This is a genomic window from Pedobacter sp. UYP30, assembly GCF_040547165.1.
Taxonomy (GTDB): domain Bacteria; phylum Bacteroidota; class Bacteroidia; order Sphingobacteriales; family Sphingobacteriaceae; genus Pedobacter.
In genome coordinates this window covers 58,701-71,362 of record NZ_JBEPPD010000019.1, presented here as the reverse complement: position 1 = coordinate 71,362, position 12,662 = coordinate 58,701, and the positions used below count along the sequence as shown (strand labels likewise).

The window sequence follows — 12,662 nt, the reverse complement described above, 5'->3', positions numbered from 1 at the left end:
GTTTAAGTGTTACATACCTCATAATGAGATAAATATACTGAATTTAAATTGTCAAAACAACAAAATACGACATTATTTTATTCTAATTACTTAGTTACCTTAAATCATTTTTCAAGGGCGAAATTTTTAGGTTTTCTCTGTCAAGACGAAGTAGCGCAATCGTTCTCTTTGGACGAAGGTAACTGGCAATTACAAAATATAAAGTTTAATTATGATTTCCATCATTACGGAGAAGATGCATCCTCGTTATTTAACCCCTTTTCTACTTTTATAATTAACGTTTATGAGGGGGGCGAGAGGAATAAATTTCCAGGAAAAAAAATAAGATCTTATACTATTGAGACTAATTCAAAAAGTAAAGATGTGGTCAATGTAAAGGTCGATTCTCTATATCTTACCACCAAGAAATTTTATATTTCTATCCAAAAATTATACATCCCAAAAAATGAAAGATATAATTTGGATCCCTCTGTTCATAAATTTGGTGATATAGCATTAAAAGCGGTTTATACTATAGAATATGAGCCTACCCTTTACCTCAACAGCAAGGCTGAGGAAACGTATGTTACGAGATCGGAATATACTGGGAAGTGGGCCGACATTAACAACGGTGCGATATCTATAAGCCCCACGCTTCTTAAATTTTAGCAATGAAGAGAGCCATACTTATCCTAATCTCAATTTTGGGGGTCTTTAGGTGCTTTGGGCAGCGCGAGCTGAGCATTTCGGTAAGAAATAAAGAAAATAAAAGAATTCCTTATGCATTGGTCATCTTAAAAAATGCCGAATTTGCATTTAACACAGATAAAAAAGGCAACTCAGTCTTTTTTCTAAAAGATAGCCAAATCGATACGCTTTTAGTAAAGGCGCAAGGTTTCGAAGATTTAACAGTGTCCATTCCAAAGGAAGGCAAAGATTTGATAATCAACCTAACTGAAGAAACTCATCCAAATCTAAAGGCAGCTCGCCGTAACTCTGCTAAAGTTAAACCTTCCGAACTGAACGGCATTGATAAGGATAGCGTATTCTATTTCATCGGCCTTGGCAAAAGGTACGAGAACCCCAACTATCTCCAATATGCGCAAAAATTTGTAATCGAAAAAGCTGGCTCAGCGTTAACCAGTGTTACGGTCAATAGACTAGTACTTTTTCTTAGGAATGATGGTTTTGATGCCGATTTGAAAAGGGCAATGTTTAGGATAAGGTTGTACACACTCGATTCGCTTTCGGATACACCGGGGAAAGAATTTTGTAACGAGGTAATACAAGTGGTTGATACGGTACAAAAAGTGGTAAAAATAGATTTGTCGAAATATAAAATTACCATCCCAACAGCTGCCTTTTTTGTAGCAATAGAGGTTTTACGAATACCTTATAATGAACAACTTGTTCTGCTAAATAAACATGGAATCGCTTATGATGCTCCCCCTCATACCTTAGATCGTGGTAATATTTTTCAACCGTTTATTGGCCTCTTACCACGTGGGAAACAAAACGGAGCGTGGGTGTTAACGATAAAAAATGAATGGAAACAGTATAAGTATTTTCCCGATAAATCAACAAACTTCGCAATTTCAGCAACTGTTGTTCCTTAGCACAAATTAAACTTACATAGCATTTAATGTTCTGGAAATATGATTCTTCCTAAGGTTTTTATGCTTAGCCTAGTACAATATTAAAGCACCTCTCTAATTTTCTTCTGGTTTCCCACAATCCAAATCACGTCGCCATTCTCAAAAACAAATTCAGAAGAGGGGTTTAAAATCCGTTCATTGCCACGTTCTATTCCTACAATAAGTGCTTTTGCTCGTTCTCTTATACCTGCATTTTTAATGCTCTGACCAAATACCGGAGATTCTAAATGTACTACCACTTTTTGCAGTTTCATCTCCTTTTCTGGAAACTGCGTCTCGTCTTCCTCAGGCAAATCTATTTCTAATAGGGCTTTAACTTCTTCAAGCTGTGTATCTGTTCCAATAAGTAGTAATTTATCATTTGGATAAAGCATTTCATCTCTTCCAGGTGTTGGGATGGTGTTTCTTCCCCGCTCTATCATGGCAATGTTAACGCCATATTTTTCTCTAATCATTAAACTAGAAAGCGTTTTTCCCACTACTTCTGATTCTGGCGAAACCTTAATTTCTGTTAAATGCGTATCCCAAGGAAGTATGGACGGACGTTGCGCTTCTCTATCGTTTAAATTTAACATAAACCGTTTTTCCAACTTATCGTAAAAAGATTGGAGTTTTTTAGAGAAAATTATCATACCGATAATCATCAAAGCTATCGCAATTGTGCCGCTGATCCATGTATCAAAAGATTTATAAATTAAGAAGGCCACAAAAGCAATCCCCAATAAAACCCTAAAAAGTTCTATGGCAACTAGAGGGCCGCGGGTGTATTTTTTATTTAACCAAAGGTGAGAATAGGCTTTTTTTTCCACCCTTCTAAAAGAAAGAGCCCATAGAAAAGGCGCAATTACAATAAAAGAAGCCACCACTCCAACTATTTTTGCTTGGACAGAATTACTTATGTGGTCTTTTAAAAAAGGCTCTAAATATCTAAAAGATAAGGTAATGATAAAGGTAATGAGCACTCCGTGAATGATGGTGTTGGTTAAATACCCGCGCAATAGAAGACGCCAGTCGCTCAATTTAGTAATGCCTTCTGTGCTAGAGCTGTAATTGTCGATGGCTTTGAGCCACCGCCTTGGTAATTTTTTGTTTAAAAAATTATAAAAGGGCTCTGAGAGTTTCATTAAATACGGACTGATAAAAGTGGTGATGGCCGATGCAGCGACAGCGATTGGATATAGAAAACCACTGGTAACTTTTAAACTCAATCCTAAAGAAGCAATGATGAAGGAAAATTCTCCAATCTGCGCCAAACTCATACCTGCCTGAACTGATGTTTTTAGTGGTTGTCCAGATAAAAGCGCCCCGAAAACGGTACTGGTTACCTTCCCGAAAATAATTACTAAACTTACAATTATAATCGGAACTGCATATTTTACCAGCATCGCTGGATCTATCAACATTCCAACAGAAACGAAAAAGACGGCCGCGAACAAATCTTTTACAGATTTTGTTAAATGTTCTATGCGCTCTGCCTGGGTAGTTTCTGCTAAGATAGAGCCCATAATAAATGCGCCCAATGCAGGCGAAAACCCAACCCGATCTGCCAAAACAACCATCGTTAAACACAGCGCTAAAGAGACAACCAACATGGTCTCGTCATTCATCAGCTTTTTTGTAGCGTTTAAAAAGGATGGGATAATGAAAATACCTGCTAAAAACCAGAGAACCAAAAAGAAGCCTAGCTTTAAAATAGAGAAAAACATTTCGGTTCCGGCAGATTGCTGGCTTACCGCCAAAGTAGAAAAGAGCACAAGTAACAAAATGGCTACTAAATCTTCTACTATGAGTACTCCAAAAACCAGTGCGGCAAACTTTTTATGTTTTAAGCCCAGCTCTTCAAAAGCCTTAATGGCAATCATAGTGGAGGAAATAGATAGAATACCGCCCATAAAAAGACTGTCCATATTGCTCCAGCCAAGCGTTTTTCCTACCAGATAGCCGGCGCCCATTAAAAACAACACTTTAACAATTGCTGTAATAGACGCAGAACCGCCCACTTTTACCAATTTTTTGAAACTGAATTCTAGTCCTAAACTAAAGAGCAAAAAAATAACGCCAATCTCGCCCCAAATGTTAATGCTCTTTAAATCTGTAACTGTGGGAAAATAGTCTAGATGAGGGCCAACAATTAATCCTGCTAGGATATAACCCAAAACCAGAGGTTGCTTTATCCGCTTAAAAATTAGCGTTGTAATTCCTGCTGCGGCAAGTATTAAGCCAAGATCCGAAATGAGATAGGGTAAGTGCATGTTGCGTAAATATAATTAAAAATAATTGAGAGGGGCGAACTGGAAATCAGAAATCGGAAGTCAGAAATCAATCCGATTCGTTTTGCAAGAAAGCGGAGATTAGATAAAGATGTTAGCTACTAGATATGAGGATAGGATTAAAGGGGGCAGGGCAATGTCATTAACTTAAAGAAATCGTTTGTCAGTCAGAGCCTGTCGAAGACCTTAAAAAAATCCAAAAACCAATAAAATGGTTGTCCTTCGACAAGCTCTGGATGACACCATTTTATTGGTTTTTCCTTAAGTTAATGACATTGTGGGGGCAGGGAGGGAATGCAGAGTTTTTGAATCTAAAATAACTGGGCTAATGGCCGCTGATGCTTCACTTTGAATTCGTTTCAGAGTCTTTCAATATGCGAGTAATTAGAAAAGATGCTGAAACGAGTTCAGCATGACAGATCAGTCTGAACGTTAATCTCAACCTCAATCTCAGCCTTAACCTTAATCCCAGCCTCAGCCTTTATACTCAAGTGCAAAGTATTCCAACGTATTTTTTTTGTCTAATTGGAGCTGTACTTTAAGGTTTTCTAGGCTGGTGAATTTTTCATCATGACGCAGAAATTTTAAGAAATTCATTGTGATCTTTTGTCCGTAAATTTCTTTGTTAAAATCGAAGATATTTACCTCGATATTTCTGGTCATTCCATTAATGGTTGGCCTTTGGCCAATGTAAGCCATACCAATAAAGGTTGAGGGTTTAGGGTTTAGGGTATAGGGCTTTTGCAGTTCGCTTCCAACCTCCGACTTACGACCTCCAACTTCCGAACCCATTTCTACCGTAACCGCATAAATACCGTCGCTTGGGATAAGCTTGTAAGTTTCTTCTACAAAAATATTTGCGGTAGGAAAGCCAATGGTTCTACCAATTTTATCGCCTTTAATTACTTGCCCTGATATAGAAAAAGGATAACCCAAATAATCGGCTGCCAAACTTACATCTCCCGCCAAAATGGCCTCTCTTATTTTAGAAGAACTAACGGCCACATCGTGGATGTCTTGTTCTGCAATCTCTTCTAGGGTAAAACCGTAATCTTTACCCGCCTGCTTTAGGTCATTTAGATTTCCAGATCTATTTTTGCCAAAACGATGATCGTACCCGATGATGATTTGCTTGGTGCCTATGTTTTTAATCAGGATATTTTTAATGTAATCTGCAGGTGTTTGGTTAGAGAAATCGCGGGTAAATGGTGTGATAATCAAATGATCGACACCCAGCTTTTCCATCATTTCTGCTTTTTCGCTCAAAGTAGAAATCATTTTTAAATTCTGATTCTCGGGGTCTATAATCATCCGCGGATGCGGGAAAAAAGTTAAAATGACACTTTCAGCGCCTTGTTTGTTCGCCGAATCTACCACTTGCTTAATGATTTTTTGATGACCGATGTGTACGCCATCAAAAGTACCAATGGTTACCACAGCATTTTTTAGGGCTTTAAACTCCGATAGGTTATGATAAATTTTCACAAGAAAACAACAAGTTTAGTTTATAAGTTAATGTGGCTTTAGAACATAAGTAGATAGTTTTTGTTTCTATGGCCTTAATGTTCAGGTGATTTTACGGCTTCTTTTGTTGCTTTTAAATAAGCAACAAAATCTTGTACTTCAAAAGCGTTGCTCAATAAAAAGTTGCCGCTACGGGTTCGCGTTAGTTTGCTTAAATAAGCTCCGTTATCTAGTTTTTTGCCAAAATCAGAAACAAGTGAGCGGATATAAGTACCCTTGCTACAAACCACTTTAAATTCTATTTCTGGAAGATTAATGTTGGTAATCTCAAACTCGCTAACGGTAACATATCGAGGTCTGAGTTCTACTTCTTCTCCCAAACGGGCTTTTACATACAGTCTTTCGCCATTTATTTTTACAGCAGAGTGAGCTGGTGGATATTGAACAATTTCTCCTAAGAAATCTTTTCTTGCGTTAAGAATATCTTCAGAACTGATATTGGCAATATCGAAGGTTTGACTAATCGCCGTCTCCAAATCGAAAGAAGGCGTGGTTGCACCAAGGGTCATGGTGCCTACATATTCCTTTTCCTCTACCTGGAAAGTGTCTATTTGTTTGGTGAGTTTACCCGTACAAAGTATAAGAAGGCCGGTTGCCAAGGGATCTAAAGTGCCAGCGTGGCCAACTTTGAGCTTTAAAGGTTTAAGTGAATTCCTAATTTTGCCTACCACGTCAAAAGAAGTCCACTTGTAAGGTTTATTGAAAAGCAACAGTTCGCCTTCTGCAAAATTAAAGTCTTTAAGAAATTTTTCTTCGATCAAAATGTTTTTCTGCAAAAATAAAGATTAAATCACTTTTAAATCGTGACCCATCAACAACATCACAATAATAACAAGCCCAACAATTATTCGATACCAACCGAACATTTTAAACCCATGCTTGGTTAAGAAATCTATAAATGCTTTAATCGCGATAAGCGCAACTACAAATGCAATTACATTACCAACAATTAGTAGGTTTATTTCTTTGTGGCTAATCGTATAGCCGGCCTTATAAAAGTCTAACATTTTCTTGGCGGTAGCCGCGAACATGGTTGGTACAGCAAGAAAGAAAGAAAATTCTGCGGCAACTTTTCTATCCAGTTTTTGGCTCATACCACCTACAATGGTCGCTGCCGAACGCGAGGTGCCAGGAATCATTGCAATACATTGAAAGAAACCGATTTTTAACGCTGTCCAATAATTTACATTTTCTTCTTCGTGCACAGTTGGATTGTTAAACCATTTATCTACAAACAACAAGATAATGCCGCCAACAAATAGCATTATGCCAACCGTAAGCGGGCTTTCTAGCAATTCGTCTATCAGGTTGCTAAAAAGCAGTCCGAAGAATGCTGCGGGCAAGAAAGCTACAAAAAGTTTTAAGTAGAAATCTAACGTTTTAAAAAACCTTTTAAAATACAATACCACTACCGCCATAATAGCGCCCAACTGTATGGCAATGGTAAAAAGCTTTACAAATGGATCGCTTGCTATGCCCATTACAGATGAGGCAATAATCATGTGGCCAGTGCTAGATACTGGCAGAAACTCTGTTAATCCTTCTATAATGGCCAGGATTATGGTTTGAAAATAAGTCATGTGTTAAATATGCGCGGAAAAAAGGGTTAAAATAGGCGTAATAGTACTTTGAAACTTTTTTAAAATTAAGCATCAAAAATTAAAGGAGTATTAAAACCCCTTTAGCAAATTTTTCAATTATGGTAATTACAAATTTTTATCTTTTTAAGATAGCGTAAACCCCAAAAGCAAACCCTGCCAACACCACCATTGGGGCCAACAGTGTTTTTCTGAAATCGTAAATATCTGTAGTTCCCATCATCAATATAAAACCAACTACTACAATGCCAATTGCAATGAGAAGTAATTGGTAGTTTTTTTTACCGAATACTAAACTCGGGTCTCCTTGCTCCTGCTTTGCAGGGCTGTATTTTTTTTCTATCATTATCTATATAGATTGTAAGATTTTAAACGCAAATATCTGCTTACGGCAAACCAAGTGCTTAAGCCCGTAATTACTATGCCAATAATAATCAAAAGTAAAAATACAAAACCAAACTCGGTAGGGTTGTTAAGTATTATTATTTCTGGTATTTCTTTGCGGGCGTACATTAAAGTAACCAACAAAATAATAATGGCTATAAATGCGGCGATTAAACCGTGTAGTGCGGCAAACAATAGAAAAGGACGTCTAATAAAGTTTTTAGTTGCACCAACAAGCTGCATACTTTTAATTAAAAAGCGCTGCGAATAAATGGCCAAACGGATGGTATTGTTTATTAACGCTACCGCTATTACAAGTAGAATTGCTGCAAACGCCAAAATAAAGAGGCTAATGGTGCTTATGTTTTTATTTACCATATCTATTAAAGAACTTTGGTAAACCACCTCTTTTACTAAAGGGTTTTTTTGAATTTGAGTTTTAAGCGTCTCTATACTTTTAGTGTTGGCGTAATCTGCTTTAAGGTAAACGTCAAAAGTTGAGGTAAGTGGGTTATATCCCAAAAAAGTCACAAAATCCTCACCTAAATCTTTTGTTAAATTTCTTGCGGCAAGTTCTTTGTTTACGTATTGGGTTTCTTTTACGGCGGGGTTTGCTTTCAGTTCTTTTTGAAAAGCAAGCACATCTGCATCTTTGGCGCCCTCATCTACAATAATATTTAAAACGATGTTTTCCTTAACATAGTTGGACAGATTTTTTGCGTGTACTAGAACCAAACCAAGTAATCCCAACATTAAGAGCACCAATGCGATACTGAAAATGGTAGAAATATAAACCGTCTTGGTTTTTCTGGAGGCGTCACTTACTTCAAATTCTTCCATGTGTTTATCTTTATTCTGCGAAAATATAAATTATAGACGGATAAGTCTAAACAAAACAATAGAGTTTGCAATTTTAACCCCGATTAGGCAGGTTTAGTTCAAAAAGGCTTCTTTAATTCTAAAACGGTACGAAATTTGAGAAGCCGACGTTATTAAATTAAACAAACATAAAAAACCATTAATGAAAAAGCAAAATACCCTACTTGTTATCCTATTAACAATCGCTACAAGCTTTGTTGCTTGTAAAAAAGATACCACCTCATTAAAATCGCAATTGATTGGTAAATGGAATGTTACCAAAATTGAGGGAATAGATTCGCCCGTTGACGATTATTTTACTTTTACCTCAAATGATAATGACCAAGTGGAGCGAAACTTGGGCACTAATACCACAATTGGAACTTATATTGTGGTGGCGAACACCTTCAACATGAGTTTTTCTGACGGTAATTATTATTGTACTGATGTAATTCTTGATGGAAATACTTTACAGTTTAACGCTAAAAATGATAAAGATAATACAACGAGTACGTATTCTTTAACTCGTTAAAGAGGATATAAAGATATTATAAAGCACCTTGGATGACATTTCAAGGTGCTTTTTATTTAACTCCAATTCCAATTGTAAAATTTCTTTGATTTTTTTGGGCGTTTACACCATCCCGCACGTGCGGGACTGTAGTTTTTTTCTGCCGATAGCAGAAAAAAAGCAGTCGCTGCAATCGTTAACGCTAGCGAGTTGTAAATAGCAAACAGTTTTCAGCTTTCAGTGAGCAGCTTTCTGCTTCGAGCTTTCAACTTGTCACTTTTCTCCGTTTCCTAAAGCGCCTTAATTTCTCTAATTTTGCCCTTCAAAAAAAATATCCCTATCAATGGATTACCAATTTAGAGAAATAGAGCAAAAATGGCAAAAGTTTTGGGCTGATAAGCAAACTTTTAAAGTAGAAAATTCTTCAGATAAACCAAAATATTATGTGTTAGACATGTTTCCTTATCCATCTGGAGCAGGATTACACGTTGGCCATCCGCTCGGTTACATCGCTTCAGATATTTTTGCTAGATATAAACGGTTAAAGGGTTTCAACGTGCTTCACCCCATGGGTTACGATTCTTTTGGTCTACCAGCAGAGCAATACGCCATACAAACTGGTCAACATCCGGCTGTAACTACCGAGGCAAATATTGCCACTTATCGCAGGCAGCTAGATCAAATTGGTTTTTCTTTCGATTGGAGTAGGGAAGTGCGTACCAGCGATGCGTCTTATTACAAATGGACACAATGGATTTTTATGCAGTTGTTCAATTCTTGGTACAACGTAGAAAACGATAAGGCAGAAGACATAACCACGCTTATAGAAAAATTCAATGCAGCTGGCACAGCCGATGTGAAAGCAGTTTGTGATGATGATATAAGGACTTTTTTGCCAAGCGATTGGGCAACATTTACTCAGCAAGAAAAACAAATAGAACTTTTAAAATACCGCCTAACTTATCTAAAGGAAAGTACCGTAAACTGGTGTGCTGCTTTAGGAACTGTTTTGGCCAATGATGAGGTTAAAGATGGTTTTTCTGAACGTGGAGGTCATCCTGTAGAACAGAAAAAAATGATGCAATGGAGCATGAGGATTACCGCTTATGCCGATAGACTATTGAAGGGATTAGATACCATAGATTGGCCCGAGCCAGTAAAAGAAATGCAACGCAATTGGATAGGAAAAAGCGTTGGAGCGTCAGTAAAGTTTAAAGTTGAAAGTTTAAAGTCGAAAGGAATTACTTTGAACCCTGAACCTTCAACTTTTAACTTTATCGAGGTTTTTACCACCCGTGTTGATACCATTTTTGGTGTTTCTTATTTGGTGCTTGCGCCAGAGCATGAATGGGTTGTGAGCCTAACCACGCCAGAGCAACAAGAAAGCGTACAAAAATACATTACAGATACCAAGAAGAAGTCGGAGCTAGACCGCATGGCGGATACAAAAACCGTTTCTGGTGCATTTACCGGTAGCTATGCTATCAATCCGGTAAATGAAGAACTTGTGCCTATTTGGATTGCCGATTATGTATTGGCAGGATATGGAACTGGCGCAGTAATGGGCGTGCCAAGTGGCGATCAACGCGATTGGTTGTTTTCAAAACATTTTAATTTGCCTATTCCACAGATTTTGAGTGGACAGAAGGATTTAGACATTCAAGCAGACCCAACCAAAGAAGGAAAATATGTCAATTCTGGTTTCATTAACGGAATGAGTTACGCCGAAGCGATTCCTTTTTTAAACAATTGGTTGGAAGAAAACGACGCAGGGAAAGCAAAAATTAATTACCGACAAAGAGACGCTGTTTTTGGCCGACAAAGGTATTGGGGAGAACCTATCCCGGTGTATTTTGCAAACGGTTTGCCGTATTTAATTAAGGAAGAAGAGCTGCCATTGGTGCTTCCAGAAATAGATAAATATTTACCAACCGAAACTGGAGAGCCACCTTTGGCGCGTGCAGAAGGTTGGGCATACAAAGCCCCACCCCAGCCCTCCCCAGGGGGGATGGAGCCGAGCGACGCCTACCGTGCTAAAGCAGACCCAGCGTATTATGGAAACTTAAAAGATAACGCAAGGCAACATCGTAAAGAACCAACGGATGCTGAGAACGTATTGTGGCAATTCTTAAGAGGAGACAAAACTGGTGTTAAATTTAGGAGACAGCATCCTGTCGATCGGTATATAGTTGATTTTATTTCTCTTAGGAAAGGCTTAGTAGTTGAGGTAGATGGAAAATATCACGATTCCATAATTGAAGAGGATAAGCAGAGAACAGAAATGCTGTCGCTCTATAATTATGAGGTTATTCGATTTAAGAATGAGGAAGTTATAGAAAACCCTGAAGGCGTAGTTGCGCAAATTGAACAGAAACTTGCTTCTATGCATGATTTAAAAGTCACACAGACCGAGGAAGGAGTTGCAAGGGATAAAGTCCTCCCCACCGGGGAGGATTTAGGTGGGGCTTATGAATTAAGCACCATGCCAGGTTGGGCAGGAAGCAGTTGGTATTGGTATCGTTATATGGATGCAAACAACAACGGCGCTTTCGCGGATAAAAAAGCGATAGATTACTGGCAAGATGTTGATTTATACATCGGCGGTATGGAACATGCCACTGGCCATTTGCTGTACAGCCGTTTTTGGAACAAGTTTTTAAAAGATTTGGGTTACGTAAATAAGGAAGAGCCTTTTAAAAAGCTGATTAATCAAGGGATGATTCAGGGGAGGAGTAGTTTTGTTTATGTTTATAGGCTAACTCAATATAACGTAGGTGGAGCTCGGGATTCTGAAGGAAAAGATAATGTAGTAGGATTTAATCTAAATTTATTCATTTCTCACGAGCTGTTTTCTAGTTTCCAAAAATTTACAAAAGATTTTAGTCAATATGCTAGCTTAAAATTTACAAAAACTGGTGTTTATTATGGAACTAATGAACAGGTTCAATTTAACGAAGAAAATGAATTTTTAGAAGAGTTAAGATTATTACTTATTAAGCATTTGGGTCAGTTTGGAGTTCAAGAGGTTTCGTTATATAAAAGTTCTTTCCAAGCTTTGCATGTTGATGTGAACATGGTAGAAAATGATGTTTTAAACATAGATAAGTTTAAAAAATGGAGACCTGAATTTGAGGATTCTGAGTTTATTCTTGAGAACGGTAAATATATTTGCGGCGTTGAAGTAGAAAAAATGTCTAAGTCAAAATTCAACGTGGTTAATCCCGATGATTTGATTGAACGTTATGGCGCAGATACTTTGCGCATGTATGAGATGTTTCTAGGCCCGTTGGAGCAAAGTAAGCCCTGGAATACCAATGGCATTGAAGGCGTATTTAAATTCTTGCGCAAGTTTTGGCGTCTGTTCCACAACAACGAAAACTGGGATTTTAACGTTTCAGATGCCGAGCCAACAAAAGCAGAGTCAAAGGCGTTACACAAAATCATCAAAAAAGTGCAAGACGACATTGAGCGGTTTTCGTTCAATACTTCGGTATCTAGCTTTATGATTGCGGTAAACGAGTTGACGGATTTAAAATGCAATAAGCGCAGCATTCTGCAAGATTTGGTAATTGTATTATCACCTTATGCACCACATATTTGCGAGGAACTTTGGACGCTTTTAGGTAATGAGAAAGGAACATTGTCTTTTGTGGAGTATCCAATTTTTAATCCCGCTTTTTTAGTCGAAGATGAATTTGCGTATCCTGTATCCATTAATGGTAAGATGAAAATGAACCTTCAATTGAGCTTAACTTTAACTCAACCCGAAGCTGAAGAAATTTTATTGGCCGACGAACAGTTTCAAAAGTATTTAGATGGCAAAGCCATTAAGAAAATCATTTTTGTAAAAGGAAAGATTATTAATGTGGTGGTTTAAAGTCTT

10 protein-coding genes are annotated in these 12,662 nt (G+C 37.6%); 4 read left to right on the top strand and 6 right to left on the bottom strand.

Translation table 11 applies throughout. The annotated features are described in order from the left end of the window. The first annotated feature begins 48 nt into the window (after positions 1-48). Both ABIB40_RS17340 and ABIB40_RS17335 read left to right on the top strand, forming a co-directional pair. Positions 49-648, top strand: a complete 600-nt coding sequence (locus tag ABIB40_RS17340) for a hypothetical protein (RefSeq protein WP_354360659.1) — start codon at positions 49-51, stop codon at positions 646-648. A 2-nt stretch (positions 649-650) separates the two neighbouring features. Beyond that, positions 651-1,595 carry a peptidase associated/transthyretin-like domain-containing protein gene (locus ABIB40_RS17335; protein WP_354360658.1) on the top strand — a complete coding sequence of 315 codons (945 nt, stop codon included), beginning with the start codon at positions 651-653 and terminating at the stop codon, positions 1,593-1,595. A gap of 80 nt (positions 1,596-1,675) precedes the next feature. On the opposite strand, the gene ABIB40_RS17330 is transcribed toward ABIB40_RS17335, so the two are convergent. The 6 genes from ABIB40_RS17330 to ABIB40_RS17305 all read right to left on the bottom strand — a co-directional run bounded on the left by ABIB40_RS17330 (position 1,676) and on the right by ABIB40_RS17305 (position 8,250). After that, positions 1,676-3,886, bottom strand: a complete 2,211-nt coding sequence (locus ABIB40_RS17330) for a cation:proton antiporter domain-containing protein (protein ID WP_354360657.1) — start codon at positions 3,884-3,886, stop codon at positions 1,676-1,678. Between the two features lie 492 nt (positions 3,887-4,378). Next, positions 4,379-5,389: a bifunctional riboflavin kinase/FAD synthetase gene (locus ABIB40_RS17325; RefSeq protein WP_354360656.1), complete on the bottom strand. Its 1,011-nt coding sequence runs from the start codon at positions 5,387-5,389 to the stop codon at positions 4,379-4,381. A gap of 74 nt (positions 5,390-5,463) precedes the next feature. Further along, positions 5,464-6,204 carry a tRNA pseudouridine(55) synthase TruB gene (gene truB, locus ABIB40_RS17320; RefSeq protein WP_354360655.1) on the bottom strand — a complete coding sequence of 247 codons (741 nt, stop codon included), beginning with the start codon at positions 6,202-6,204 and terminating at the stop codon, positions 5,464-5,466. Between the two features lie 9 nt (positions 6,205-6,213). Further along, entirely contained in the window at positions 6,214-7,008 is a 795-nt protein-coding gene (locus ABIB40_RS17315; RefSeq protein WP_354360654.1) for an undecaprenyl-diphosphate phosphatase, read from the bottom strand. A gap of 136 nt (positions 7,009-7,144) precedes the next feature. After that, positions 7,145-7,372, bottom strand: a complete 228-nt coding sequence (locus tag ABIB40_RS17310) for a DUF3098 domain-containing protein (RefSeq protein WP_354360653.1) — start codon at positions 7,370-7,372, stop codon at positions 7,145-7,147. Then, positions 7,372-8,250 carry a cell division protein FtsX gene (locus ABIB40_RS17305; RefSeq protein WP_354360652.1) on the bottom strand — a complete coding sequence of 293 codons (879 nt, stop codon included), beginning with the start codon at positions 8,248-8,250 and terminating at the stop codon, positions 7,372-7,374. The genes ABIB40_RS17310 and ABIB40_RS17305 overlap by 1 nt, the downstream gene beginning before the upstream one ends. Before the next feature lie 181 nt (positions 8,251-8,431). Here ABIB40_RS17305 and ABIB40_RS17300 point away from each other — a divergent pair, with 181 nt between their 5' ends. Beyond that, the gene (locus ABIB40_RS17300) at positions 8,432-8,800 is read left to right on the top strand and encodes a lipocalin family protein (RefSeq protein ID WP_354360651.1); all 369 of its coding nucleotides are present in this window, start codon (positions 8,432-8,434) and stop codon (positions 8,798-8,800) included. A gap of 322 nt (positions 8,801-9,122) precedes the next feature. Next, complete coding sequence (locus ABIB40_RS17295) at positions 9,123-12,656, top strand: leucine--tRNA ligase (protein WP_354360650.1); 3,534 nt, start codon at positions 9,123-9,125, stop codon at positions 12,654-12,656. Positions 12,657-12,662 lie beyond the last annotated feature (6 nt).

Excerpts from the sequence above, each read along its gene's own strand:
- ABIB40_RS17335 (WP_354360658.1), top strand. The coding sequence starts at position 651 with ATGAAGAGAGCCATACTTATCCTAATCTCAATTTTGGGGGTCTTTAGG.
- ABIB40_RS17295 (WP_354360650.1), top strand. The coding sequence starts at position 9,123 with ATGGATTACCAATTTAGAGAAATAGAGCAAAAATGGCAAAAGTTTTGG.
- ABIB40_RS17315 (WP_354360654.1), bottom strand. The coding sequence starts at position 7,008 with ATGACTTATTTTCAAACCATAATCCTGGCCATTATAGAAGGATTAACA.
- ABIB40_RS17300 (WP_354360651.1), top strand. The coding sequence starts at position 8,432 with ATGAAAAAGCAAAATACCCTACTTGTTATCCTATTAACAATCGCTACA.
- ABIB40_RS17310 (WP_354360653.1), bottom strand. The coding sequence starts at position 7,372 with ATGATAGAAAAAAAATACAGCCCTGCAAAGCAGGAGCAAGGAGACCCG.
- ABIB40_RS17305 (WP_354360652.1), bottom strand. The coding sequence starts at position 8,250 with ATGGAAGAATTTGAAGTAAGTGACGCCTCCAGAAAAACCAAGACGGTT.
- ABIB40_RS17330 (WP_354360657.1), bottom strand. The coding sequence starts at position 3,886 with ATGCACTTACCCTATCTCATTTCGGATCTTGGCTTAATACTTGCCGCA.